26 protein-coding genes and 1 tRNA gene are annotated in these 25,050 nt (G+C 66.0%); 17 read left to right on the top strand and 10 right to left on the bottom strand.

Annotation, left to right across the window (positions count from 1 at the left end):
* Positions 1 to 173: 173 nt before the first annotated feature.
* The 3 genes from FHY06_RS34395 to FHY06_RS34385 all read right to left on the bottom strand — a co-directional run bounded on the left by FHY06_RS34395 (position 174) and on the right by FHY06_RS34385 (position 3,040).
* On the bottom strand, positions 174 to 947 hold the full coding sequence (locus tag FHY06_RS34395) for an ABC transporter permease (protein ID WP_126184448.1): 774 nt from the start codon (positions 945 to 947) through the stop codon (positions 174 to 176).
* 49 nt (positions 948 to 996) lie between these two features.
* On the bottom strand, positions 997 to 1,992 hold the full coding sequence (locus FHY06_RS34390) for a tripartite tricarboxylate transporter substrate binding protein (RefSeq protein ID WP_184607663.1): 996 nt from the start codon (positions 1,990 to 1,992) through the stop codon (positions 997 to 999).
* 379 nt (positions 1,993 to 2,371) lie between these two features.
* Complete coding sequence (locus FHY06_RS34385; protein WP_019653323.1) at positions 2,372 to 3,040, bottom strand: TetR/AcrR family transcriptional regulator; 669 nt, start codon at positions 3,038 to 3,040, stop codon at positions 2,372 to 2,374.
* A gap of 95 nt (positions 3,041 to 3,135) precedes the next feature.
* On the opposite strand from FHY06_RS34385, the gene FHY06_RS34380 reads away from it, so the two are divergent.
* Positions 3,136 to 4,857 (top strand): thiamine pyrophosphate-binding protein, encoded by a 1,722-nt coding sequence (locus FHY06_RS34380; protein ID WP_184607662.1) that lies wholly within the window; start codon positions 3,136 to 3,138, stop codon positions 4,855 to 4,857.
* Here the strand turns inward: FHY06_RS34380 and FHY06_RS34375 are convergent.
* Entirely contained in the window at positions 4,826 to 5,116 is a 291-nt protein-coding gene (locus tag FHY06_RS34375) for a hypothetical protein (RefSeq protein ID WP_184607661.1), read from the bottom strand. The genes FHY06_RS34380 and FHY06_RS34375 overlap by 32 nt on opposite strands.
* A 103-nt stretch (positions 5,117 to 5,219) precedes the next feature.
* Here FHY06_RS34375 and FHY06_RS34370 point away from each other — a divergent pair, with 103 nt between their 5' ends.
* Positions 5,220 to 5,999, top strand: coding sequence for an AraC family transcriptional regulator (locus FHY06_RS34370; protein ID WP_184607660.1), 780 nt, complete (start codon positions 5,220 to 5,222; stop codon positions 5,997 to 5,999).
* Between the two features lie 40 nt (positions 6,000 to 6,039).
* On the opposite strand, the gene FHY06_RS34365 is transcribed toward FHY06_RS34370, so the two are convergent.
* Both FHY06_RS34365 and FHY06_RS34360 read right to left on the bottom strand, forming a co-directional pair.
* Positions 6,040 to 6,480 (bottom strand): SWIB/MDM2 domain-containing protein, encoded by a 441-nt coding sequence (locus tag FHY06_RS34365; protein ID WP_019653319.1) that lies wholly within the window; start codon positions 6,478 to 6,480, stop codon positions 6,040 to 6,042.
* A gap of 155 nt (positions 6,481 to 6,635) precedes the next feature.
* Complete coding sequence (locus FHY06_RS34360) at positions 6,636 to 7,571, bottom strand: DMT family transporter (protein ID WP_132750646.1); 936 nt, start codon at positions 7,569 to 7,571, stop codon at positions 6,636 to 6,638.
* A 43-nt stretch (positions 7,572 to 7,614) separates the two neighbouring features.
* Between FHY06_RS34360 and FHY06_RS34355 the strand changes: the two genes are divergently transcribed.
* Together FHY06_RS34355 and aceA are read left to right on the top strand one after the other, a co-directional pair.
* Entirely contained in the window at positions 7,615 to 8,028 is a 414-nt protein-coding gene (locus FHY06_RS34355; RefSeq protein ID WP_184607659.1) for a gamma-glutamylcyclotransferase family protein, read from the top strand.
* A 206-nt stretch (positions 8,029 to 8,234) separates the two neighbouring features.
* Complete coding sequence (gene aceA / locus FHY06_RS34350) at positions 8,235 to 9,566, top strand: isocitrate lyase (RefSeq protein WP_019653316.1); 1,332 nt, start codon at positions 8,235 to 8,237, stop codon at positions 9,564 to 9,566.
* A 92-nt stretch (positions 9,567 to 9,658) separates the two neighbouring features.
* Here aceA and FHY06_RS34345 read toward each other — a convergent pair whose 3' ends face one another.
* Complete coding sequence (locus tag FHY06_RS34345) at positions 9,659 to 10,621, bottom strand: GlxA family transcriptional regulator (protein ID WP_019653315.1); 963 nt, start codon at positions 10,619 to 10,621, stop codon at positions 9,659 to 9,661.
* Between the two features lie 115 nt (positions 10,622 to 10,736).
* Between FHY06_RS34345 and FHY06_RS34340 the strand changes: the two genes are divergently transcribed.
* The 11 genes from FHY06_RS34340 (at position 10,737) to FHY06_RS34290 (ending at position 19,920) form a co-directional block, all read left to right on the top strand.
* Positions 10,737 to 11,048: a putative quinol monooxygenase gene (locus FHY06_RS34340; protein ID WP_019653314.1), complete on the top strand. Its 312-nt coding sequence runs from the start codon at positions 10,737 to 10,739 to the stop codon at positions 11,046 to 11,048.
* Between the two features lie 220 nt (positions 11,049 to 11,268).
* Entirely contained in the window at positions 11,269 to 13,176 is a 1,908-nt protein-coding gene (gene thrS / locus FHY06_RS34335) for a threonine--tRNA ligase (RefSeq protein WP_126184441.1), read from the top strand.
* Positions 13,177 to 13,277: 101 nt separating this feature from the next.
* The gene (gene infC, locus FHY06_RS34330; protein ID WP_080647805.1) at positions 13,278 to 13,904 is read left to right on the top strand and encodes a translation initiation factor IF-3; all 627 of its coding nucleotides are present in this window, start codon (positions 13,278 to 13,280) and stop codon (positions 13,902 to 13,904) included.
* A 164-nt stretch (positions 13,905 to 14,068) separates the two neighbouring features.
* Complete coding sequence (rpmI, locus tag FHY06_RS34325) at positions 14,069 to 14,272, top strand: 50S ribosomal protein L35 (RefSeq protein WP_007832497.1); 204 nt, start codon at positions 14,069 to 14,071, stop codon at positions 14,270 to 14,272.
* 24 nt (positions 14,273 to 14,296) lie between these two features.
* Positions 14,297 to 14,656 carry a 50S ribosomal protein L20 gene (gene rplT / locus FHY06_RS34320; protein ID WP_007832499.1) on the top strand — a complete coding sequence of 120 codons (360 nt, stop codon included), beginning with the start codon at positions 14,297 to 14,299 and terminating at the stop codon, positions 14,654 to 14,656.
* A 113-nt stretch (positions 14,657 to 14,769) separates the two neighbouring features.
* Entirely contained in the window at positions 14,770 to 15,846 is a 1,077-nt protein-coding gene (pheS, locus tag FHY06_RS34315; RefSeq protein ID WP_126184440.1) for a phenylalanine--tRNA ligase subunit alpha, read from the top strand.
* Between the two features lie 39 nt (positions 15,847 to 15,885).
* A complete protein-coding gene (gene pheT / locus FHY06_RS34310; protein WP_184607658.1) occupies positions 15,886 to 18,327 on the top strand; it encodes a phenylalanine--tRNA ligase subunit beta in 2,442 nt (813 codons plus the stop codon).
* A 5-nt stretch (positions 18,328 to 18,332) separates the two neighbouring features.
* The gene (locus tag FHY06_RS34305) at positions 18,333 to 18,704 is read left to right on the top strand and encodes an integration host factor subunit alpha (protein WP_019653309.1); all 372 of its coding nucleotides are present in this window, start codon (positions 18,333 to 18,335) and stop codon (positions 18,702 to 18,704) included.
* A gap of 65 nt (positions 18,705 to 18,769) precedes the next feature.
* Positions 18,770 to 19,228, top strand: a complete 459-nt coding sequence (locus FHY06_RS34300) for a MerR family transcriptional regulator (RefSeq protein ID WP_184607667.1) — start codon at positions 18,770 to 18,772, stop codon at positions 19,226 to 19,228.
* A 26-nt stretch (positions 19,229 to 19,254) separates the two neighbouring features.
* A tRNA-Pro gene (locus FHY06_RS34295) sits at positions 19,255 to 19,331 on the top strand.
* A 322-nt stretch (positions 19,332 to 19,653) separates the two neighbouring features.
* A complete protein-coding gene (locus FHY06_RS34290) occupies positions 19,654 to 19,920 on the top strand; it encodes a hypothetical protein (RefSeq protein WP_019653306.1) in 267 nt (88 codons plus the stop codon).
* Positions 19,921 to 20,127: 207 nt separating this feature from the next.
* Here the strand turns inward: FHY06_RS34290 and FHY06_RS34285 are convergent, their stop codons facing one another.
* Together FHY06_RS34285 and FHY06_RS34280 are read right to left on the bottom strand one after the other, a co-directional pair.
* Complete coding sequence (locus FHY06_RS34285; protein ID WP_184607657.1) at positions 20,128 to 21,921, bottom strand: cytochrome c biogenesis protein DipZ; 1,794 nt, start codon at positions 21,919 to 21,921, stop codon at positions 20,128 to 20,130.
* A gap of 151 nt (positions 21,922 to 22,072) precedes the next feature.
* The gene (locus FHY06_RS34280) at positions 22,073 to 23,461 is read right to left on the bottom strand and encodes an ATP-binding protein (protein WP_184607656.1); all 1,389 of its coding nucleotides are present in this window, start codon (positions 23,459 to 23,461) and stop codon (positions 22,073 to 22,075) included.
* A 244-nt stretch (positions 23,462 to 23,705) separates the two neighbouring features.
* Here FHY06_RS34280 and FHY06_RS34275 point away from each other — a divergent pair, with 244 nt between their 5' ends.
* Together FHY06_RS34275 and FHY06_RS34270 are read left to right on the top strand one after the other, a co-directional pair.
* Positions 23,706 to 24,449 (top strand): response regulator, encoded by a 744-nt coding sequence (locus FHY06_RS34275; RefSeq protein WP_019653303.1) that lies wholly within the window; start codon positions 23,706 to 23,708, stop codon positions 24,447 to 24,449.
* A 29-nt stretch (positions 24,450 to 24,478) separates the two neighbouring features.
* A complete protein-coding gene (locus FHY06_RS34270) occupies positions 24,479 to 24,736 on the top strand; it encodes a putative hemolysin (protein WP_019653302.1) in 258 nt (85 codons plus the stop codon).
* A 19-nt stretch (positions 24,737 to 24,755) separates the two neighbouring features.
* On the opposite strand, the gene FHY06_RS35025 is transcribed toward FHY06_RS34270, so the two are convergent.
* The gene (locus tag FHY06_RS35025) at positions 24,756 to 24,887 is read right to left on the bottom strand and encodes a hypothetical protein (RefSeq protein ID WP_020722977.1); all 132 of its coding nucleotides are present in this window, start codon (positions 24,885 to 24,887) and stop codon (positions 24,756 to 24,758) included.
* Positions 24,888 to 25,050: the final 163 nt, after the last annotated feature.

Genomic DNA, 25,050 nt, shown 5'->3' with positions numbered 1-25,050 from the left:
TGCCGGGCCGCTGGTATCGCCCCCTGGAAGGGGGTTGGCGAAGCGACACGAAGTGCGCGAAGACTGGGGGTGAGCCCAAGCCCCCGCGGAACCGGCTTTGCCGGGCCGCTGGTATCGCCCCCTGGAAGGGGGTTGGCGAAGCGACACGAAGTGCGCGAAGACTGGGGGTCATCTCAATGAGTGTGGCGCTGCGAGGCGTGCCAGGGGATCATCACGCGCTCGACCAGGTCGACGGCGACGAAGAGGATCACGCCGATGCTCGAAAGCACCACCAGCGCCGCGAACATCAGCGGCAGGTCGAAGTTGCCGTTGGCCACCTGCAGCACATAGCCGATGCCCGAGTTGGAGCCGACGAACTCGCCGACCACGGCGCCCACCACCGCCAGCGTGACCGACACCTTCAACCCGCTGAAGATCTGCGGCAGGGCCTGCGGCAGGCTGATCTTGAAGAAGGTCTGCAGCCGGCTCGCGCCCATCGAGCGCGAGAGATCGAGCATGTCGGGCTCGACCGACTTGAAGCCCATCACCGTGGACACCACCACCGGGAAGAAGCCCAGCAGGAAAGCGCTGATCACCTTCGGGAAGATGCCGAAGCCGAACCACACCACGAACAGCGGCGCGATCGCCACCTTGGGAATGCTCTGCGAGAACACCAGCAGCGGATACACGTACGACTCGACGACGCGCGAGTAGGCGATGACCATCGCGATCGGAATGCCGATGAGGATCGTCAGCCCGAAGCCGCCGAGCGTGGCGAGCGTGGTCTTCCAGCTCTCCGCGAGCAGGCGCGGCCATTCGGCGGCGAGCTGCTTCACGACCTCCCACGGCGGGGGAATGAGGTAGGCCGGAATCCTGAACAGGCGGATCGCCAGGTCCCACAGCACCAGCAGCAACAGGATCAGGAGGAAGGGGCGCAGGGCCGGGGAGAGCAGGAGCTTGCGGAACATGGCGGGAGCCGGGGCTTTCAGGAGGAGCGTGCGGGATGGCTTGCGTGGCTTACTGTTGGACCGAGAGGCCGGCCGCCTTCACGAGCTGCGCGTTGCTCGCGATCTCTTCCTTGATATAGGCGTCGAACTGCTCGGGCTTCAGAGTCCAGGCGTCGGCGCCCAGCTTGGCGAAGCGCTCCTTCACCTCGGGCGAGGCCAGCGCCTTCGCCACCTCGGCGTGCAGACGCTCGACGATGTCGCGCGGCGTCTTGGCCGGCGCCATCATTCCGATCCAGAAGTTGAATTCCGAGCCGGGCACGCCGGCTTCGCTGGTGGTGGGCACGTCGGGCAGCGCGGCCGCGCGCTTGGGCGAGCCCACGGCGAGTGCGAGCAGCTGGCCTTCCTTGATCTGCCCGATGACCGGCGCGATGGGCGAGAAGTAGTAGTCGACGCGGCCCGAGAGCACTTCGGTCACGGCCTCGCCCGATCCCTTGAAGGGGATGTTGGTGGCATCGATCTTCGCGGCCATCTTGAACTTCTCGGCATTCAGGTGCGTGGCGCTGCCCTGGCCGGCCGAGGCGAAGTTCATGCTGCCCGGCTTGCCGCGCGCGGCGGCCAGCAGCTGCGGCAGCGTCTTGATGTTCTTGCTCGGCGAGATCACCAGCGCGTTGGGCAGCGACGAGATCGGCGTGATGCCGGCGAAGTCGTGCACCGTGTCGAACGGCAGCTTGGCGAAGGTGGAAGGGCTCACCGTGTGCGACGACGAGTGGATCATCACCGTGTAGCCGTCCGGCGCGGCCGTGGCCACCGCGTGCTGGCCGATGGTGCCGCTCGCGCCGCCGCGGTTGTCGATCACCAGCGTCTGGCCCATGCTGGCGCTCATCTTGTCGGTAATGGCGCGGGCAATGATGTCCGTGGTGCTGCCCGCCGCGAACGGCACGATCACCCGGATCGGCTTGTTCGGATAACCGTTCTGCGCCGCCGCCAGCCCCGGCAGCAGCGCCGCGATGCAGGTCAGGGAGGCGAGGGCCGCTGTACGCGCCGCACTGCTGGCAATGAACTTCATGGATGGTCTCCGCGCGGTCGGGCCGCATTCTTGAAATCGATCAATTCACCATTGAGTGAATTATTGATTTTAGGAACGGCTGCGCGGCAGCGTCAACGGGCGCTCCCTAGTGAATACCCGCAGGAGCAGGTTCAGTGGTTTTCAGGTGCGACTGCGCAGTGCACGGCCGTTGGAACCGGCACGGGCCAAGGTCAGGAACACCGTGGAACCGGCTTTGCCGGGCCACCGGTGTTGCCCCCGGTAGGGGGTGGCGAAGCGACACGAAGTGCGCGAGCCTGGGGGCGAGCCCAGCCTTACCGCGGAACCGGCTTTGCCGGGCCGCTGGTGTTGCCCCCGGAAGGGGGTTGGCGTAGCGCACGAAGTGCGCGAAGCCTGGGGGCTATTTCAGTACGTAGCCAAGGACCAGGTCGGTCATGTGCGAGAGGCGTTGCGCCATCGCCTTGGGCGCACGCAGGTCGCGGCCGAAGATGGCCGATAGCGTGTGGTTGTTCGAGAGGTAGAAGTAGCAGAGCGAGGCGATGGAGATGTAGAGCTGCACCGGGTCCACGCCCGCCCGGAACAGGTCGTCGCGCCGGCCGCGTTCCAATACGGTGTCGAGCAACTGCACCAGCGGCGAGTTCATCTCCTGGATGCGGTCGGAGCGCTTCAGGTGGGCCGCGCAGTGCAGGTTCTCGCTGTTGAGCAGCGTGATGAACTCGGGGTGCTCGAGGTAGTAGTTCCAGGTGAACGACACCAGCTGGCGGATGGCCTCCACGGGGTCGATCTCTTCGAGGTGCAGGCGCTGTTCCGCTTCGCGGATGTCCGCATAGACGCGCTCCAGCACGGCAAGGAACAGGTCGTCCTTGCTGCCGAAGTAGTAGTAGATGAGGCGCTTGTTGAGGCCCGCGCGCTCGGCGATGCTGTCCATGCGCGCGCCTGCGAGGCCGCGCGCGGAGAACTCGTCGCGCGCCGAGGCGAGGATGGCGAGCTGCGACCTGTCCGCATCGCGCGAGCGTGGTTCGATCGCTTCGATCGCGATGTCGGGCGTTGGGTCCTTGGGGGCCTTCATGGCGCGAATTTAACCATTTGGGGAATTAACGCAAGGCGTCCGGAGCGGGCGCACATAATTGCCGAAGACATTTGCAGCTGAGGTTCCTACTTCCCATGAGTACATCACAACCCGCAGGCCACCTGATCGTGGAATGCCTCGTAGAGCAAGGCATGGAGATCGCATTCGGCGTGCCTGGCGAGAGCTTCCTGGCAGTGCTCGACGGCTTCCACGCCTACCGCGACCGCACGCGCTTCGTCGTCAACCGGCAGGAGGGCGGCGCCGCCTTCATGGCCGAGGCGCACGGCAAGCTCACCGGGCGGCCGGGAGTGTGCTTCGTCACCCGCGGGCCGGGCGCGACCAATGCGTCGATCGGCGTGCACAACGCCTTCCAGGACTCCACGCCGATGGTGCTTTTCGTGGGCGACGTCGGCAGCGACTTCCGCGACCGCGAGGCCTTCCAGGAAGTCGACTACGGCAGCTTCTTCGGCCCGAGCACCAAGGGCTTCGCCAAGCGCGTGGAGCGCATCGACGACGCGAACCGCATTCCCGAGTACATCGCACGTGCCTTCGCCACCGCGATGAACGGCCGGCCGGGACCGGTGGTGCTGGTGCTTCCGGAAGACATGCTGCGCAGCGAGACCACCGCGCGTCCGCTGGCGCGCGTGGAGGCGGTTGAGCCCTGGAGCGATCCGGGCGCGCTGCGCACCCTGCGCGAGCTGCTGCTGAAGTCGCAGCGCCCGCTGGTGATCGCCGGCGGCGGCGGCTGGACGGCGCAGGCCGCGCAGGCGCTGCAGCGCTTCGCCGAGAACTGGCGCCTGCCGGTGGCGAATGCGTTCCGCTTCCAGGACACCTTCGACAATCACCATCCGCAGTACGCGGGCGACGTCGGCATCGCCATCAACCCGAAGCTCGCCCAGCGCGTGAAGGACGCCGACCTGATCCTGGCCATCGGCCCGCGCCTTGGCGAGATGACCACCAGCGGCTACACGCTGCTCGAGGCACCCAAGGCGAAGCAGACGCTGGTGCACATCCACGCGAGCGCCGAGGAGCTCAACCGCGTCTACCAGGCCGACCTGGCGATCAACGCCGGCATGAGCGCCGCTGCGCGCAGCCTCGAGGTGCTGAGCGCACCGCCGACGCTGCCGTGGGAAGAATGGATGCTTCAGGCCCATGCCGACTACGAAGCCAACCTCGTGCCCCAGGCTTTGACGGGCATGCCCGCCGAGACGCCGCGGGGTTCGGTCGACATGGCGCAAGTGGTCGCGCTGCTGCAGAAGCATCTGCCCGCGGACGCGGCAATCACCAACGGCGCGGGCAACTTCGCGAGCTGGGTGCACCGCTACTTCCGCTACCACGGCCTGGCCAAGGGCGCGAAGACGCAGCTGGCGCCGACCAGCGGGGCGATGGGCTACGGCGTGCCGGCTGGCATCGCGGCCAACCTGGCGACGGGGCGCGTGGCCTTCACCATCGCGGGGGACGGCGATTTCCTGATGACCGGGCAGGAACTGGCGACGGCTTCGCAGCACGGCGGCAAGAGCATCATCGTGCTGCTCAACAACGGCATGTTCGGCACGATCCGCATGCACCAGGAGCGTGAGTATCCCGAACGCACCAGCGGCACGGCGCTGCGCAACCCCGACTTCTGCGGTCTCGCGCGCGCCTATGGCTACGCGGCCGAGCGGGTGACGGAGACGGCGCAGTTCGAGGCGGCGCTGCTGCGCGCGCTGGAGGCCGACACCGGCACGCTGATCGAGATTCCGCTCGACCCCGAGGTCATCACCACGCGCGGCACGCTGTCGTCGATCACGCGCTCGGCGAAACAGGCGAAGGGCTGAGCGCGGCGCGATGGCGGGCGACCTCCGCGCGCAGGAACGGCGAGCGCAGCTCGAACACGTCGAACAGGCCGAGCGCGTCGAGGGTGGGGATCAGCGAGGCGAAGTCGTCCTCTGCGGCCTGCCTGTCGGCCGGGGACGTGCCGGCGTCTTCGAGGATGCGCGCGTTGGCAAGGAAGGCGGCGACCGATCCCTTGCGCAGTGCGCGGCCGTTGATGGTGGTGAAGTCTTCGCCGTCGGGGAGTACGTCCTGGGCTTTCATGGAGGCTGTTCCTTGGTTGGAGTTGAGAGGGTTTCGATGCTAGGCAGCGCCGCTCCTTCGGGCTTGCGGAGCGGGGCCAATCGATACCTCCGGCGGGCCACCCATGGCTGAGCGGACGCCCGCGACGCTGTGGATCACCGCCTACGAGGCGCCGCGCGTCACCGGCTACCACTCGCACGACACCGGGCAGCTGTTCGCCTTGCGGGAGGGGCTGCAGGTCATCGAGACGCCGTCGGGGCGCTGGGTGCAGCCGCCGGGGTGGATCGGCTGGATCGCGCCACGCTGCGCCCATGCGGCGCAGACCTTCGGCGCCACCGCGGGCTGGAGCCTGCACATCGATGCAACGACGGCACAGGCGCTGCCGGGTGTGCCGCACGTGTTCGCGGCGACGCCGCTGGTGCGTGCGCTGGTGGATCGGCTGACGGGCATGGACGCATCCGATCCCCTGCTGGAGCCCCGCCGAGGGCGTCTGGTGGGTGTGCTGATCGACGAACTCGCGGCGGGCGACAGGCCATCCCTCCATCTGCCGATGCCGCAGGACAGCCGGCTGGCAGCCATGGCTGCCGCGTTGGCCGACGATCCGGCGCTGCCGGACGGCATCGACCGATGGGCCGATCGCATCGGCATGGCCCGAAGGACGCTCACGCGCCGATTCGCTGCCGAGACGGGACTGAGCTTCGCGCTGTGGCGCCAGCAGGCGCGGCTGCTCAAGGCGCTGGAACTGCTGAGCCTGCAGGAGAGCGTCACCGCGGTCGCGCTGACGGTGGGCTACAGCTCCGTCAGTGCCTTCATCGAGGCTTTCCGAAAGCACTTCGGCTCGACGCCGGCGCGTTTCTTCGAGGAGGGCGGGGCAATGCTGCAGGCGAAAAAAAAGCCCGCGTGAAGCGGGCTTTCTGATTCAGGAGCGCGAGGCCCCCGAGGACTTACTTGACGTGCTTGCCGATCAGCGCTGCCAGTTCGAACATCGACACTTGCGGCTTGCCGAAGATTTCCTTCAGCTTGGCGTCGGCGTTGATGTTGCGCTTGTTGGCCTTGTCCTGAAGGTTGTTCTTCTTGATGTAGTCCCACAGCTTGCTCACGACAGCGGTGCGCGGCAGCGGCGTGGAGCCGACCACGGCGGCCAGTGCCGGGCTGGGGGTCAGTGCCTTCATGAACGCAGCGTTGGGCGTGCGCTTCTTGGCGGGAGCGGCCTTCTTCGCGGGGGCCTTCTTGGCGGGAGCCGCCTTCTTCGCCGGTGCGGCCTTCTTCGCAGGAGCCGCCTTCTTGGCCGGAGCGGCCTTCTTCGCCGGAGCCGCAGCCTTCTTTGCAGGAGCGGCCTTCTTTGCCGGAGCTTTCTTGGCCGGAGCCTTCTTTGCAGTTGCCATGGTTGATTTCCTTTTTTGGTTGAACACTCACCAATGAAAAACTTGCGTCTCCAGTGGCATTGCGGATGCTAAAGGAGAAAAAACGCGTTTCCAAGGGAAAAAGCGCTTTTTTCATTGGGAGCTGTTGTTTTTTCAGAGGGGAGAAGCCCCGTTTTTCACGTCCGGCGCCCGGGCCACGTTGCGAGCACCACGCCGATGAGCGCGACGACGAACGCAACCAGCTGTGGGGAAGAGAGGCTTTCGCCCAGCACGAGCACGCCCACGAGGGCGGCGCTCACGGGCAGCAGCACGGTGAAAACACCCGCTTGCGCGGCTGGTACGTTGCGAAGTCCGGTCATCCAGAGCCACACCGTCCAGATGCTCGCGGCCAGCGCGTAGGCCACGAGCAGCGCCCAGGTACCGAAGCGCACCGCGGCGAAGTCGAACTGCAGCGCGAGCCAGATGCCGAAGGGCATCGACAGCATGAATCCCCAGAGGTTGATGAGCGACGCGATGCGCTTGGGCCCGAGGCGCCCGGTGAGCGACTTGCCGATCACCGCGTAGGCCGTCTCGCAGAGCACCGCGCAGAAGACGAGCAGGTTGCCGAGCCAGGGCATCGACGTCGACGCCGATGAGTCGGCGCTGGAGGCCGGTGCATGCGATGCCGCCGGCGACAGCGCCAGCAGCCCGATGCCGAGCGCCGCGCAGGCGATGGCCAGGCCGATGCGTACGGTGATCCGCTCGCGCAGGAAGAGCCAGCTCGCGACCGCGACGCACGCCGGGATCGACGCCATGATCACGCCCGCCGACACCGCGCTCGTCAGGCTCACGCCGAAGAGCATGCAGATCGAGAACAGGAAGTTGCCGAGGAAGGACTCGAGGAACACCAGCCAGCGCGTGCGCGTGGTCATCGGTGGTTCGTCGGGCGAGCGCCTGAGCCAGTGCGGCATGGCCAGCGCCGCGATGCCGAAGCGCAGCCAGGCGAGCAGCAGCACCGGAAAGGCGGCGACGAGGGGCTTGGAGAGGGCGACGTAGCCGCCGACGAGCGACATGCTCAGGGCCAGGCAGCCATAGGCCACGAGGCGGCCTGATGCGGGTGCAGCGGAGTTCAATAGACTGGACGACGTGTTGTTGTGAAGGAAGGATGCGCTTTCGATGATGCCCCACGTTTTTGTCTACGGCACGCTGCGCCGCGGCGGACGCAACGACATCGCGCGCTATCGGCCCGAGCCGAGGTTCATCGGCGAGGCGAGCATCGCCGGCACGCTGTTCGATCTCGGCGCCTATCCGGGCGTCGTGCTCGGCGGTGCGCAGCGGGTGAAGGGCGAGGTCTACGCTATCGAGCCCGCGGTGGAAACGGCGCTCGACGTGCTGGAGGAGGTGGCAGACGACGACTCCGGCGAGTACATCAAGCGGCAGGTGCGCGTGGAGGTGAACGGGCAGTGGTTCGAATGCCTGGTCTACGAGATCCACCCGACGCGCATCGCCGGGCTCGAGGTGATCGAAAGCGGCGACTGGATCGGCCATGCAGCGCGCGGCGCTGCCTCGTTTTCACAACCGAAAGATTGATTGCGCATTGCGGAATGGCTGGCTGCTGCGCCGCAATATTTTTTCTCGATATGGGAAAAATGATTCTGCATTGAGAAATATCGCGCTAACTAGTTGATTTTATTGGCGCAAAAATATGTCTTCTATAAGACATAAGAGTCTGGGGCGGAGTTACAGTAACTCCACGGCCGCAGCGCCAACCTTTCAATCAACCTCACGGAGTGACCATGCCCCAGACCCTCACAGAACAACTGAGCCGCGAACAGCAGATCGCCGCACTCGAGAAAGAATGGGCCACCGACCCCCGCTGGAAGGGCGTCAAGCGCGGCTACAGCGCGGCCGACGTCGTGCGCCTGCGCGGTTCGTTCCCCATCGAGCACACGTTGGCCAAGCGCGGCGCCGAGAAGCTCTGGGACAAGATCAACGGCGGCGCCAAGAAGGGCTACGTGAACGCCTTCGGCGCGATCTCCGCCGGCCAGGCGATGCAGCAGGCCAAGGCCGGCCTCGAGGCCGTGTACCTGTCGGGCTGGCAGGTTGCCGCCGACGGCAACACGTCCGAGACGATGTACCCCGACCAGTCGCTGTACGCGTACGACTCGGTGCCGACGATGGTCCGTCGCATCAACAACACCTTCCGCCGTGCCGATGAGATCCAGTGGGGCCGCGGCATCAACCCGGGCGACAAGGAGTTCATCGACTACTTCCTGCCCATCGTGGCCGACGCGGAAGCCGGCTTCGGCGGCGTGCTCAACGCCTTCGAACTGATGAAGAACATGATCACCGCCGGTGCCGCCGGCGTGCACTTCGAAGACCAGCTGGCCGCCGTGAAGAAGTGCGGCCACATGGGCGGCAAGGTGCTCGTGCCGACGCAGGAAGCCTGCGAGAAGCTGATTGCCGCACGCTTCGCCGCCGACGTGCTCGGCGTGCCGACCATCGTGCTGGCCCGCACCGACGCCGAAGCCGCGAACCTGATCACCTCCGACCACGATGCCAACGACAAGCCGTTCCTGACCGGCGAGCGCACGCAGGAGGGCTTCTTCCGCGTCAAGAACGGCCTGGAGCAGGCCATTAGCCGCGGCGTGGCCTACGCTCCCTACGCCGACCTGGTGTGGTGCGAGACCGGCGTGCCGGACATCGGCTTCGCCCGCGAATTCGCGCAGGCCGTGCACGCCGCCTGCCCGGGCAAGCTGCTGTCGTACAACTGCTCGCCTTCCTTCAACTGGAAGAAGAACCTCGACGACAAGCAGATCGCCTCGTTCCAGGAAGACCTGTCGGCGCTGGGCTACAAGTACCAGTTCATCACGCTGGCCGGCATCCACGTCAACTGGTTCAACACCTTCCAGTTCGCCCATGCATACGCTCGCGGCGAAGGCATGAAGCACTACGTGAACATGGTCCAGGAACCCGAGTTCGCCGCACGCGACAAGGGCTACACCTTCGTGTCGCACCAGCAGGAAGTGGGTGCGGGTTACTTCGACGACGTGACCACCGTGATCCAGGGCGGTTCGTCGAGCGTGAAGGCGCTGTCGGGCTCGACCGAGGAAGAACAGTTCCACTGATCGGTCGATCGATCCTCGCCGGATCGATCTCTGACAGGCAGGTATTCGCTGTCACCTTCAGCCCGGCCGCGCGCCGGGCTTTTTTGCGCCCGTCAGATCTCGAGGCGTACCTCGCGCACGCCGCGCCCCAGTCGCTGGCGCAGCAGGGTACGCAGCGTGACGCCATCGGCGTAGCCCACCATGCCGGCGATCTGCTCGAGGCTCCTGTCGCTGGTCTTGAGCAGGTGCACCGCGCGCTCCACGCGCAGATCCTGCACGTAGGAGAGCGGGCTCTTGCCCAGGACCTGCTGCATGCGCCGGGCCAGCGTGCGCTTGCTGGTTCCCGCGGCCTGCGCGGCCTCGTCGAGCGAGAAGCCATGGGCCAGCCGGCCGCGTGCCCAGTGTTCGAAGCGCTCCACCAGCGGGTCTGAATGGGAGAGGTGGTCGGAGATCACGTAGGCCGATTGCGACGGCCGCGGATCGACGATCAGGTAGCGCGCGACCAGCGTGGCGAGTTCGGGGCTTGCCTGGCGGACGATCCACAGCGCCAGATCGACATGGCTCAACGCCGCGCCGGCCGTGATCAGGTGGCCGGAATTGACCAGCATGCGCGAGTCCTCGAGCTGAACGCTGGGATAGCGCTGGCGAAACAGGGTGGCGAGCCACCATGTCGTGGTCGCATTGTGGTGATCGAGCACGCCCGATTCGGCGAGCACGAAGGTGCCGATGCAGGCGGCGGCCACGCCGGCGTTCCTGTCCGAGCGCTCCCGCAACGCGATGCAGGCGTCGCGTACGTCGGCACGCTGCAGGGCGGGCTCCAGCGTCTCGGGCATCTTGCAGCCCAGCGCGGGAACGATCAGCCAGTCTGCAGTGCCGGTACCGAGTGCGCGAGCCACTGGCACGGAAAGACCTTGCGAGGTCCGCACGCGTTTGCGCACGCCTGTCACGGTGACCTCGAACGGGGCTGCGTCAGGCTGCAGCATGGCCGCGAGCTCGTTGGCAGTGGTGAACACGTCGAGCACCGTGGACAGGCCGGTGTCGAATACGCCGTCGAGGGCGAGTACTTCGAGCTTCATGGCAATAACGATATCAAAGATGTCAAAAATGCCAATAGCTCTAAAGGTGAGGGCCGCCTAGAGTCGGTGCCGACGCCGCGCAATCTCGCGCGCCGTTCAACGCAGGAGATGACCCATGATCAAGTACGCACTGTTCGCCCGGCTCGAAGCCAAGCCGGGAAAGGAAAGCGATGTCGAGAAGTTCCTTGAGGCCGGTCTTGCGATGGCGCGCGACGAGAAAACCACACCGATCTGGTTTGCGCTGCGCCTGTCGCCGAGTACCTTCGGCATATTCGATGCATTCGAGAGCGACGCCGCACGCCAGGCTCACCTGGCCGGTCCGATCGCCCAGGCGCTGATGGCGAAAGCGGCCGAACTGTTTGCCGGGCCGCCGTCGATCGAGCCTATCGACGTGCTGGGCCTCAAGAATGCCGCGCCTGCATCCTGAAGCGGGCAAAGGCTAGAATCGCCGTCTCTGCACTCAACAAGAGCGAGAAAGGCATCTTGGTTATGACACCGCGAACTACCCCGCAAGGATTCAGCGGCTTTTTCTTCACCGAAGGAAAAGGCCGGTAGCCCGCGCTCGCTGGTTTTCGCCAGCTACACAACCAAGCAAAGCGCGGTCATCCACCGCGCTTTTTTGTTTTTCTCCCCGAGGTTTTCCCAAAATGATCCAGATCACGCTCCCCGACAACTCGCGCCGCGAGTTCCCCGGCCCGGTTTCGGTGGCCGAAGTCGCCCAGTCCATCGGTCCCGGCCTGGCCAAGATGACGGTGGCCGGCAAGGTCGACGGCAGGCTCGTCGATGCAAGCGACGTCATCGACCATGACGCGAAGCTGCAGATCATCACGCCCAAGGACGAAGAGGGCCTGGAAATCATCCGCCACTCGACGGCGCACCTGGTCGGTCACGCGGTGAAGCAGCTCTACCCGACGGCCAAGATGGTGATCGGTCCGGTGATCGACGAGGGCTTCTACTACGACATCGCCTACGAGCGCCCGTTCACGCCCGAGGACATGGCCGCCATCGAGGCGCGCATGCGCGAGCTGATTGCGCAGGACTACGACGTGATCAAGAAGATGACGCCGCGCGCCGAGGTCATCGAGGTCTTCAAGTCGCGCGGCGAGGACTACAAGCTGCGCCTGGTTGAAGACATGCCCGACGAGCAGGCCATGGGTCTTTACTACCACCAGGAATACGTCGACATGTGCCGCGGCCCGCACGTGCCGAACACGCGCTTCCTGAAGGTCTTCAAGCTCACGAAGCTGGCCGGCGCCTACTGGCGCGGCGATGCCAAGAACGAGCAGCTGCAGCGCATCTACGGCACGGCCTGGGCCGACAAGAAGCAGCTCGACCAGTACATCCAGCGCATCGAGGAAGCCGAGAAGCGCGATCACCGCCGGCTGGGCAAGGAACTCGACCTGTTCCACATCGACGAAGTGGCGCCGGGCGTGGTGTTCTGGCATCCGAAGGGCTGGGCGATCTGGCAGGCGGTCGAGCAGTACATGCGCGGCATCTACCGCGACACGGGCTATTGGGAAGTGAAGGGCCCGCAGATCCTCGACAAGAGCCTTTGGGAGAAGACGGGCCACTGGCAGAACTACCGCGAGAACATGTTCACGACGGAATCGGAAAAGCGCGAATACGCGCTCAAGCCGATGAACTGCCCTGGCCACGTGCTCATCTTCAAGAGCGACCTGCGCAGCTATCGCGACCTGCCGCTGCGCTACGGCGAATTCGGCCAGTGCCATCGCAACGAGCCCAGCGGCGCGCTGCACGGCATCATGCGCGTGCGCGGCTTCACGCAGGACGACGGCCACATCTTCTGCACGGAAGACCAGATCCTCGACGAATGCATCGCCTACACGGCGCAGCTGCAGAAGGTCTACGCAGACTTCGGCTTCACGGACATCCTCTACAAGGTCGCGACGCGTCCCGAGAACCGCGTCGGCTCCGACGAGCTGTGGGACAAGGCCGAGCACGCGGTGATGGAATCGCTGCGCCGTTCGGGCGTCGACTTCGTCATCGCACCCGGCGACGGTGCCTTCTACGGCCCGAAGATCGAGTACACGCTGCGCGACGCGATCGGCCGCCAGTGGCAGTGCGGCACGATGCAGGTCGACTTCAACACGGCCGAGCGCCTTGGCGGCGAGTACGTGACGGAATCCAGCGGCCGCGCGCACCCCGTGATGCTGCACCGCGCGATCGTCGGCAGCCTTGAGCGCTTCATCGGCATGCTGATCGAACACCACTCCGGCGCGATGCCCGCGTGGCTCGCTCCGGTGCAGGTGGCGGTGCTGAATATCAGCGAAGGGCAGGCCGATTACGCCTCGCAAGTTGCGAAAACGCTGCAAAATCAAGGGCTTAGGGTCCAGCTCGACCTGCACAACGAAAAGATTACGTATAAAATACGGAAGCATTCGTTGCAAAAGCTCCCTTACATCGTTGTCGTAGGCGACAAGGAAAAGGAAGCAGGTGCCGTCGCAGTGCGCGCCCGGGGCAATCAAGACCTCGGTGCAATGTCCCTCGAATCGTTCGTTCAACGGCTCGTTCAGGATGTTGCCGACAAGCGTTGATTTGTCTTCGGAAAACCCCATATGTTTCCGTGCCAAATCGTGCCGCTTGTCCGCGAGAGCTGAGCGGCTTCCGCTACAGATTTTGTAGCAAATTTTGAAGGATCCTGACCATCGCTACTGCATTCCGCGACCGCCGCCACCGCGAGGAACGCCAACACCGCCTGAACCGGGAAATCATGGCCCCGGAAGTCCGCCTGATCGGCCCGGATAACGAGCAATTGGGTGTCGTGAGTCTTGCAGAGGCTCTACGCCTTGCCGGTGAGCAGGACGTGGACTTGGTGGAGGTCGTCGCCGCGGCCAATCCGCCCGTGTGCCGCCTGATCGAGTACGGCAAGTTCAAGTACCACGAGCAGAAGAAGGCGGCCGAGGCGAAGTCGAAGCAGAAGGTCATCGAGGTCAAGGAAATCAAGTTCCGGCCCGGTACCGACGATGGCGACTACAACATCAAGATGCGCAACATCCGGCGCTTCCTTGATGAGGGCGACAAGTGCAAGATCACGCTGCGCTTCCGCGGCCGCGAGATCACGCACCAGGAGCTCGGTCTGGCCCTGCTGCAGCGCATCCGCGACGAGTTGGGCGACTCGATCATCGTCGAGCAGTTCCCGAAGCTGGAAGGCCGGCAGATGATCATGATGATCGCGCCGGGCCGCAAGAAGCCCGGCGGCGGTGGACAGAAGCCGGCGACCGACGCCGGTGCCGCTCCGGCGGCGACTCCCGCAGCGGCCTGACTGGCCGGGGCTGGAGTCGAAGCAGAGAGGTTTTGAAGGGATTTCGCCTTTGCCCGCATTTCGAAAGAAATGCAGGCAGGGGCGGGATGAAGAAGTGTCTCGGGGCCAACAAGTCCGTGGAGCATCCATGGCGCCTCACGAGCACAAACTAAAGGAGCATTCACATGCCCAAAATGAAGACTAAGAGCAGCGCGAAAAAGCGTTTCCGCGTTCGTCCCGGTGGCACCGTCAAGCGCGGTCAAGCCTTCAAGCGTCACATCCTGACCAAGAAGACCACCAAGAACAAGCGTCACCTGCGTGGTGCAGTCGCAGTGCATGAAACCAACATGGTTTCTGTCGCCGCCATGCTGCCCGGCCGTGGCATCTAACTCAGACGAACAAGGAGTACACACATGCCTCGCGTCAAACGTGGTGTAACGGCTCGCGCCCGCCACAAGAAAGTTCTCGCACTCGCCAAGGGTTTCCGCGGTCGCCGCGGCAATGTCTTCCGCGTCGCCAAACAGGCGGTGATGAAGGCAGGCCAATACGCTTACCGTGACCGCCGTACCAAGAAGCGCGTGTTCCGTCAGCTGTGGATCGCGCGTATCAACGCCGCCTCGCGTGAACTGGGCCTGACCTACAGCCAGTTCGCCAACGGCATCCGCAAGGCCGGTATCGAGATCGACCGCAAGATGCTTGCGGACATCGCCGTGCACGACAAGGCCGCTTTTGCCGGCATCGTGGAGCAGGTCAAGGCCAAGCTGGCTGCTTGATTCTGCACAGCAGGAGTGCCGCTCCAGGGCGGCTTCCTGCGCCCACGGCTCAAGGGCTGGCGCTTGAAAAGGCTCCAGCTCTTTTTTATTTCCCCTCGAAGATTTTTGTTGCTATGAACGAGTTGGACTCCCTGGTCGACACCGCACGTGCCGCCTTCGCCGAAGCGAAGACACCCGCCGAGCTCGAAAACGCCAAGGCCCAGTTCCTCGGCAAGTCGGGCCGCATCACCGAGCTGATGAAGGGCATGGCCGCGCTGAGTGTCGAAGAGAAGAAGTCCCGCGGCGCCGCCATCAACGTCGCCAAGCAAGCCATCGAAGCCGCGCTGACCGACCGCCGCCAGCAACTGGCCGACGAGGAGCTTTCGCTGCAACTGCGTGCCGAGTCCCTGGACGTGACCCTGCCCGGCCGCCGCCGTATTTCGGGCGGACTGCACCCCGTGAGCCGCACCCTGGAGCGCATCGAGGAGATCTTCTCCAGCATGGGCTTCGACGTGGCCGACGGCCCCGAGATCGAGAGCGACTGGCACAGCTTCACCTCGCTCAACAACCCGCCGAACCATCCTGCGCGCTCGATGCAGGACACCTTCTACGTCGACCTGAATGGCGACGACGGCATCCCCTACAACCTGCGCCCGCACACCAGCCCGATGCAGGTGCGCTATGCGCATCAGCACATCAAGAAGTACGCAGCCGAGTTCGCTGCTGCCGCTGCCGACACCACAGGCACCTTGAAGGCGCCCGAGATCCGCGTGATCGCCCCCGGCCGCACCTACCGCGTCGACAGCGACGCCACCCACTCGCCGATGTTCCACCAGTGCGAAGGCCTGTGGCTCGGCGAGAACGTGAGCTTCAAGGACCTGAAGGTCGTCTTCACCGACTTCTGCCGCACCTTCTTCGAGCGCGACGACCTCGTGCTGCGCTTCCGCCCGAGCTTCTTCCCGTTCACCGAGCCGAGCGCCGAGATCGACATCCAGTTCGCGAGCGGCCCGCTGGCCGGCCGCTGGCTCGAGGTGTCGGGTTCGGGCCAGGTGCACCCGAACGTGGTGCGCAACATGGGCCTCGACCCCGAGCGCTACATCGGCTTCGCCTTCGGCATGGGCCCCGACCGGCTCACGATGCTGCGCTACGGCGTGAACGACCTGCGCCTCTTCTTCGACGGCGACCTGCGTTTTCTCTCGCAGTTCCAGTAAGCACCCCATCACAGAAAAAACCAGATCGAGATCGAAGAGATGCAATTCCCGGAATCCTGGCTGCGCGAGTTCTGCAACCCGCCCATCGACAGCGCCGCACTGGCCGAAACGCTCACCATGGGCGGTTTCGAGGTGGAAGAGCGCCGACCGGTAGCGCCGCCTTTCACGCGCATCGTGGTCGGCGAAATCAAGGAAGCGGTGCAGCACCCGAATGCCGATCGCCTGCGCGTGTGCCAGGTCGATGCGGGGCAGGGCGCTCTGCTGAACATCGTTTGCGGCGCGCCGAATGCGCGCGTCGGCATCAAGGTGCCGTGCGCGCTGGTCGGCGCCGAACTGCCCCCGGGTGAGGACGGCAAGCCCTTCCTCATCAAGCTCGGCAAGCTGCGTGGCGTGGAAAGCCAGGGCATGCTGTGCTCGGCGCGCGAACTGCAGCTGAGCGAAGACCACGGCGGCCTGCTCGAGCTCGACGCCGATGCGCCCATCGGCGCCGACGTGCGCGAGGTGCTCAAGCTCGACGACATGCTGCTCACGCTGAAGCTCACGCCCAACCTGGCGCACGGCCTCAGCGTCTACGGCGTGGCGCGCGAACTGTCCGCGCTCACGGGCGCGCCGCTCAAGACGCCCGACATCGCGCCGGTCGCCACCTCGTTCGCCGACGTGCTGCCGGTGAAGGTCGAGGCGCCCGAGCTCTGCGGCCGCTTCTCGGGCCGCATCATGCGCGGCGTGAACACCAAGGTCGCGACGCCCGCCTGGATGGTCGAGCGCCTTGCGCGCTGCGGCCAGCGCAGCGTGACGCCGCTGGTCGACATCTCGAACTACGTGATGTTCGAGTACGGCCAGCCCAGCCACATCTTCGACCTCGACAAGATCCATGGCGGCCTCACGGTGCGCTGGGGCAAGCCGGGGGAGCAGCTGAAGCTTCTCAATGGCAACACGATCACCGTCGACGACAAGGTCGGCGTGATCGCCGACGATCGCGAGGTCGAGTCGCTCGCCGGCATCATGGGCGGCGACGCCACCTCGGTGTCCGACGACACGCGCAACATCTACGTCGAAGCTGCCTTCTGGTGGCCCGAAGCCGTGCAGGGCCGTTCGCGCCGATTCAACTTCTCGACCGACGCCGGCCACCGCTACGAGCGCGGCGTCGATCCGAGCCGCACCGTCCAGATCATCGAGCGCATCACTCAGCTGATTACCGAGATCTGCGGTGGCCAGGCCGGCCGGATGGACGACCAGACGCTGAGCGTGCCCGAGGCCGTGCCCGTCACGCTGCGCGTGGCGCGTGCATCGCGCGTGATCGGCATGCCGCTGACGCAGGCCCAGTGCGCCGAAGCGCTGAGCCGCCTCGGTTTCGCGATCACCGAGGGCGATGGCACGCTGACCGTGACCCCGCCGCCGCACCGCTTCGACCTGCTGATCGAGGAAGACCTGATCGAGGAAGTCGCGCGCCTGATCGGCTTCAACAACCTGCCGACCACCGCGCCGCTCGCGCCCATCACCGCGCGCGTGCGTCCCGAGGCGCAACGCAGCCGCTTCGCGGTTCGCCGCAGCATCGCCGCGCTGGGCTACCAGGAAACGATCAACTTCAGCTTCGTCGAGGCGCACTGGGAGCAGGACCTGGCTGGCAACGCCAACCCGGTGAAGCTGCTGAATCCCATCGCCAGCCAGATGAGCGTGATGCGCTCCTCGCTGATGGGGTCGCTGCTGCAGGTGCTCAAGTTCAACCTCGACCGCAAGGCGCCGCGCGTTCGCGTGTTCGAGCTTGGCCGCGTGTTCATGCGCGACGACAGCGTCGTCACGACCGACAGCACTGTGCGCGGCGTGAACCAGCCGATGCGCGTGGCGGGCCTCGCCTGGGGCGATGCCGACGAGGCGCGCTGGGACGGCAAGCCGCAACGCATCGATTTCTACGACGTGAAGGGCGATGTCGAGGCGCTGCTCGCGCCGCTGGAGCTCGTCTTCGAGGCGGCCGAGCATCCGGCGCTGCACCCGGGCCGCTCGGCGCGCGTGCTGGTCGACGGCAAGGCCATCGGCTTCGTCGGCGAGCTGCACCCGCGCTGGCGCCAGAAGTGGGACTTCTCGCAGGCGCCCGTGCTGTTCGAACTCGACCTCGACGCCGTCACTGCGCGCCTCGTGCCGGTGGCGCAGCCGGTGCCCAAGCACCAGGCCGTCGAGCGCGACATTGCGGTCGTGGTGGCCGAGGCCGTCACGCACGACGCGCTGATGCAGACCATCCGCTCCACCGCGGCTGCCAAGGGCCTGCTGCGCGACGCGACGCTGTTCGACATCTATCGTCCGCAGCCGCTGCGCGAGGGTGCGGTGGCTGCGCCGGGTGCGCTGGCGCAGGGCGAGAAGAGCATGGCGGTGCGCCTGAGCTTCCAGAGCGACAGCGCCACCCTGACGGACGAGCAGGTCGAGCCGGCCGTCCGCGCGATCGTCGAACAACTGGGCGCCAAACTCGGCGGCCGCTTGAGGGGATGATGAGAATGAACGCTGCCGAATTCACGCTCGAGGCTCTCGAAACGCCTGCGCTCACCAAGGCGCATCTCGCCGACCTGCTCTTCGAGCAGATCGGCCTGAACAAGCGTGAGTCCAAGGACATGGTCGAGGCCTTCTTCGAGCTCGTGGCCAACAGCCTCATCGAAGGCACGGACGTGAAGATCTCGGGCTTCGGCAACTTCCAGATCCGCGTGAAGGCGCCCCGGCCGGGGCGCAATCCGCGCACCGGCGAGGCGATTCCGATCGGCGAGCGGCGCGTCGCGACCTTCCATGCGAGCGCCAAGCTCAAGGAACAGATCCACGGAAGCATCGATCAGGGCAGTACCTCCGAAGTCGAATGGAGCCTCGGCTCCGAATAAGTGCTTGGTGCTGCGCGGCTGCGTGGAGTAATCTCTGAGGTTTCCCGCGCACAGTCTTGATTTCAATGGAGAAAACGCTCCCTCCGATTCCCGTCAAACGCTACTTCACCATCGGTGAGGTCGGCGAGCTGTGTGGCGTCAAGCCGCACGTGCTGCGTTATTGGGAGCAGGAGTTCACGCAGCTGCGCCCGATGAAGCGGCGCGGCAACCGCCGCTACTATCAGCACCACGAGGTGCTCATGATCCGCCGCATCCGTGACTTGCTCTACGACCAGGGCTTCACGATCAGCGGCGCGCGCAACAAGCTGCAGGAACTCGTGCAGGGCGAGCGCGACCGCCGCAAGGCGGGCGAAGTGCCGCTCGAAGGCGTGGAGGCCATCGAGATCGACCAAGAGGAATTCGACGCCGCCATCGTCGAGGATTCATCCGCGTCTGCGGTCGTGCAGACGGCCGATCTGTCGCAGCTTCTGCACCTTCGGCGCGAACTATTTGAAATTCGTGAGCTGCTGACCATCGGACGCTGAATTTCCAAGGCTATAATCGAGAGCTTCGGTGTGTGGCGCAGCCTGGTAGCGCACTTGCATGGGGTGCAAGGGGTCGAAGGTTCGAATCCTTTCACACCGACCAAAGTCAGTAGATGGAACAACGGCTTACGCTCAAAAGGCGTAAGCCGTTTTTCTTTGGGCCGCGGTGCTTGCCGTGCCTTCGGTTTCAGCACTAAAAAAAAGCTCACCCGAGGGTGAGCTGAAGGACCCCGTTCTCGCATGGGGTCGGAGGGAGGAGCCCGCCGGAGGGAGGCGGGCAAATCGATGATCGCGGCCAATCTGGGAGACATCGAGGACGAGTTCTCGATTTCGGGGCGCTCGCACATCGATTCCGAAGAAATGCGGATACCCCGGAATTAGTTCCTTTGTTTGCTGTGCCTTCGCGCCTATCCTTCGCGCCCAACATGAATGCCGCACAGCAACTGCAACTCCTCGTCGACCTGCCCGATGGCTGGTCCAGCCGCATCGATATCAAGCGCACCACCAGCGGCCGCTATGCGGGCGTTGCCGAACTGAACCTGCGCGGTCTCAAGTACGGCGTACTGGTCTTCATGCAGCAGCCCACGCTGGAAGCGGCGCTGCAGCGCGTGCGGCTGCGGGCCAGCCAGTTCGCGCGAGAGAGGCTCGGTCCGCTCGACGTGGCTTCGGCGAGCCTGGCAAGGTTGGGCTGATCCACCTCGCCGCCGCGCGAGGGTTGGAGTTGGCTATCCCGCGGATGAGGATTGCCAACCCACGAAGTGCTCCTTCTGCGGCACCATCAGGTGTCGATACCCGAACAAGGAGCACGCCATGAAAGCATTCAGAAAACTCGTCGGCGGCGCGATCTCCGTCGCTGGCGCCGTGGTGCTTGTCGCCCAGCATCTGTAGGCGACCGCCAGTCAACCGAAGGTGAACGCGTAGGCCTGCGCGCCCGCGTCCAGGAATTCGATCTCGAAGAGGCGATCCTTCTCGTTCGCCGTCTGGCGCACCAGCTGATAGAGGCGCTGCCCGTCGATGACGCCGTTGCCCTGCGCATCGGTATCGGTGCCATGGTCGCCGAGCGGCGGCGCGCCGTCGATCCGCACCCTGAAGCGCACCGGCTTCCCATCGGCCGTGGGCCCTAGCACCAGATGCAGGTCGCGTGCATGGAAGCGATAGGCAATGCGCCCGTTGGGCTGCATCAGCACTGCGCGCTCGCCTTCCACCTTCCATTCGCCCCCCAGCGTCCATTGGTTGGTGCGTAGCGATGAAACACCGGCGTAGACCCGCGCGCGGTCGTTCGAGATGCCGCCGGGCGATGCGAAGTTGCGCGCCTGCTCGTAGCCCAGGTAGGTCTCGCCCGAGAGGGCAGGCTCCGCGGCTGCCGCAGCCTGCGTGCCCTTGCCCTCGGGCAAGACCATCCCCGCCGATGCGACGGGCCGTCCGGCCTCCGCCAGCAGTTGCTGGATGGCCTGCTCCGACTTCGCGTACTGCCCCTCGCCGAACTGGTGATGCCTGATGCGCCCCTGCGCATCGACGAGATAGAAGGCCGGCCAGTACTGGTTGCCGAAGGCGCGCCAGATCGCGTAGTCGCTGTCGACGGCCACCGGGAAACCGATATCCAGATCCTTCGTCGCCCGGCGCACGTTGGCCGACTGCTTCTCGAACGCGAACTCCGGCGTGTGCACGCCCACCACCACGAGGCCCGCGTCCTTGTACTTCTCGGCCCAGGCGCGAACGTAGGGCAGGGTGCGCAGGCAGTTGATGCACGAGTAGGTCCAGAAGTCGACCAGCACCACCTTGCCGCGCAGGCTCTCGGGCGTGAGCGGGGGCGAGTTGATCCATTCGGTGGCGCCCGCGAGCGAGGGGAGCCTGCCTTCGTCGGGCAGCGTCAGCGCAGGCTTCTTCGGTTCGGGCTGCGTCGACGCGAGCATCAGGCCGCCGGGGTCGACGGAGGCCTGCGGCGCGGACGAAGGCTGCTGCGATGGCATCGGCATGTCGATCTTCTCCACCAGCGCCTTCTCCAGCGCCGACGTCGTGCCGATCGAGAGCTGGGCGAGCAGCCCCGTGTCCAGCCCCGACGCGATCGCACCCACCCCCGCGAGCACCGCCACGCCGGCCACGCGCCGCATCCATTCACCCGCGTGCAGCGAGCCCTTCATCGCCAAGAACACCCGCCCGCCGAAGAGCAGCGCAGCAGCGAGCGACGTGCACGCACCCGCCGCATAGGCCAGCAGCAGCAGCGAAGTGCCTACGCTCGCACCGTTGAGCGCGGCACCCGTCAGGATCAGCCCGAGGATCGGGCCTGCGCAGGGCGCCCAGAGGAATCCGGTGCCGATGCCCAGCAGCAGCGGCGAGAGCACCGACGACGCCTTCGCGTCCGCAGCCGGCCCGGACAGCCGCAGCCCGAGCGCCACCAGAGGGCGGGTCAGGCGGTCGGCCACCGAAGGAAAGAGCAGCGTCACGCCGAACAGCGCCAGCAGCGCGATCGCCGCGCCGCGCCCGTACTCGTTGAGCGTCACGACCCAGCCGCCGCCCACCGCCGCCAGCGTGGCGACGGCCGAGAACGCCAGGGCCATGCCCAGCAGCATCGGCAGGCCGTGCGAGCGGAAAGGCCGGTCGGCGCGTGCGAACACGAAGGGGAGCACGGGCAGGATGCACGGGCTCAGGATGGTGAGGACGCCACCCAGGTAGGCAACGATGAGGAGGAGCATGGTCGGGTCCGGTCGGTGTGATGTTGTGGGTGAATGAAAGCGAAGGCAAGCCAAGGCAGCGGAATGCAGGGCGAGCGGAGCCCTCGCGGTCTCGCCCGGCGAGCCGCATCCCTGTCGGTGCTGGTGTGGATGGCGCTGGCCGCGCGGCGGCTCAGTCCTCGTGCGGCGCGTCGCGGGTGTTCATGGTCAGCCGGGCTTCGAGCCCGCCTCCGTCACGGTTTCGCAGCGTGAGCTCCGCGCCCATCGCTGTCGCCAGTTGCTGCGCGATGGCCAGGCCGAGGCCGGTGCCGCCGGTGTTGCGGTTGCGCGAGCCCTCGACGCGGTAGAAGGGTTTGAGCACGTTCTCCAGCTGGTCTGGCGGAATGCCGGGGCCGTTGTCGACCACCGCCAGCGTCAGCCGGTGGCCGGCGTCGGCCTGCACCTGCACCTGCAGCCGCACTTCGGTGCCGAACTTCAGCGCGTTGTCGATCAGGTTGGTCAGGATGCGCCTCAGCGCGTTCGGCCGCGTCACCATGGGCTCGCCGACGCGGCCGTCGAGCAGCACCTGCTGGCCCGCGTCCTCGTAGTCGGCCACCATGCTCTCGAACAGCGCGTCGGCGTCGATGCGGCGAGGCGGCTCGGTGGCGCCATGCAGGGTGCGCGCGTAAGTCACGCCTTCGCGCACGAGCGTGTGCATCGCGTCGAGGTCCTGGCGGAACTTGTCGCGGTCATGGCCGTCGTCCATCAGGTCGGTGCGCAGCCGCATGCGGGTGATGGGGGTCTGAAGGTCGTGCGAGATGGCCGCGAGGATCTCCACCCGCTCGGCCATGTAGCCGGCGATGCGCTTCTGCATCGCGTTGAAGGCGCGCGCCGCGTGCTGCACCTCGGTCGGGCCTTCCTCGGCCAGCTGCCGGCCCTTCAGATCGGGGCCGAGGTCGTCGGCCGCGTCGGCCAGCTGCGCCAGCGGCCGCGTGACCAGCCGCACCGCATACCAGGCGCACACCGCCAGCACCAGCAGCTGCACCCACAGCAGCCACATCACCCAGCTCGAGACCGGCATGTCCACCCGCCGCGCATGCACCACCACCGAAGAGCCGTCGGACAGTCGCACCTGGATCTGCAGGCCCTGCGGCGGATTGCTCACCTGGCCGACCTTGACGATCTCGAAGGGGCGCATCGCGTCGGTGATGGCCTTGGCGAACTGCTGCGACAGCGGCGTGTCGGGCGGTATGCCTTCGGCGCTGCCGCCCAGCACGAAATGGTAGTTGCGCCGTTCCAGCCGCGCGAGCCAGTCTTCGCGCTCGGCGGCGGGCAGCCGGTCGAGGATGGCGACCGAGCTGGCGATGTCGCGTTCGATGCCGATCATCATCAGCTCGCGCATCGCGATGCCGCGCTCGTAGCCGATGGCGATGAAGGTCAGCAGCTGCGCGATGGCCAGCCCGACGACGATGATCAGCGTCACCCGCGAGAACAGCGAGCGCGGCAGCAGACGGCGCAGGCCCGTTGGCGCGGGGGAGGCCGGGGCGATGTCGGCGGGAAGGCTGTCGGCAGATGTAGGCATGGGCAGGTTTATAGACCCGCCCGCATCCTGGAGCGGCCCGCTTTGTATTCCAGTGTGTTGGGCAGCGCGGGCCGACATACAACATTACCCGTTCACCCCGGCCTGCCGTCCCGGCGCGCGCCAGGCAACATAGTGTGGCCGCCGTGTCCGCGAGATACACGGAAATACAAAACGGCCCGATCCGGCCCCCGCCCGGGCTACATTGCGCCTACCCCTCGCGCCAGAGGCGAATCACAGCACAGCCATGAACATTGCCAAGAGCTCCGACCACATCCTCATCGTCGACGACGACCGGGAGATCCGCGAACTGCTCTCCACCTACCTGGTCAAGAACGGCCTGCGCGTGGTGACGGTGCCCACGGGGCGGCACATGCGCGCGGCGCTGGAGGAGTCGGGACCCTTCGATCTCATCATCCTCGACCTGATGCTGCCCGGCGAAGACGGACTCACGCTGTGCCGCGACCTGCGCACGGGAAAGTACAAGGCGACGCCCATCCTCATGCTCACCGCGCGCAGCGAGGAGGCGGACCGCATCCTGGGCCTGGAGATGGGCGCCGACGACTACCTGGCCAAGCCCTTCTCCGCACGCGAGCTGCTGGCGCGCATCCGCTCGGTGCTGCGCCGCACGCGCATGCTGCCGCCGAACATGCGCTCCACGGAGTCGGCCTCGAAGCTGGCCTTCGGCGACTGGCAGGTCGACACCACCGCGCGCAACCTGATCGACGACAGCGGCGTGATGGTGGCTCTCAGCGGCGCGGAGTACCGGCTGCTGATGGTGTTCCTCGACCATCCCCAGAAGGTGCTGAGCCGCGACCAGCTGCTGAGCCTCACCCAGGGCCGCGAGGCCGAGCTCTTCGAGCGCTCCATCGACCTGCTGGTGAGCCGCCTGCGCCAGCGCCTGCGCGACGATGCGCGCGAGCCGCGCTACATCAAGACGGTGCGCAGCGAGGGCTACGTCTTCTCGTCGGCCGTCGAGGCGCTGGATTGAGTCTGAGGCCGCGGGCCTACACTCGCGGAATGATCAAGCCACTGTTCTTCCCGGCGGGCGCGCTTCTCTCGCTTCTACTGGTCGCTGCGTGTGCCCAGCCCGAGCCGCCCCGGCCCGCGCCGCCGCCGGTCGGCATGGCGAATCCGGCTTCGGTCTACTGCAACAGCCTCGGGGGCAAGACGCTCATGCGGTCGAACGACAAGGGGCAGTACGGCATCTGCCAGCTTCCGGATGGTCGGCAGATCGAGGAATGGGAGCTCTACCGCCGCGATCATCCGGCGAAGTAGCGCTGTAGCGGCCTCACTTCTACGGTTCGGGCGAGCGCAGGCGCTGGCCGTCTTCGCGCCTTGACGAGATGCACTGGCAGCTCACGGGGTTGCGTACTTCATGTGCGACGCCGCCTGCGAAGAAGAGCAGGGCGAGCCAGAGTTTCTTCATTTGTTTTGCTTCCTGCGGTTCGTGGGTGTTCGTGCCCGGGGTGCGCGCACAGGCCGCCGGGTACTCACCTCCGCGAATGTCCCCCGGCCTTCGGCCTCCTCCTGATATTGTTCATCCGCTCCCGTAGCGCTGAAGGGAGCCCGTTCGGTAGACCCTGTGCTCC

The organism is Variovorax atrisoli (assembly GCF_014195185.1).
Classification (GTDB): Bacteria; Pseudomonadota; Gammaproteobacteria; order Burkholderiales; family Burkholderiaceae_C; genus Variovorax; species Variovorax atrisoli.
This window is presented reverse-complemented; position numbering and strand designations above follow the sequence as displayed.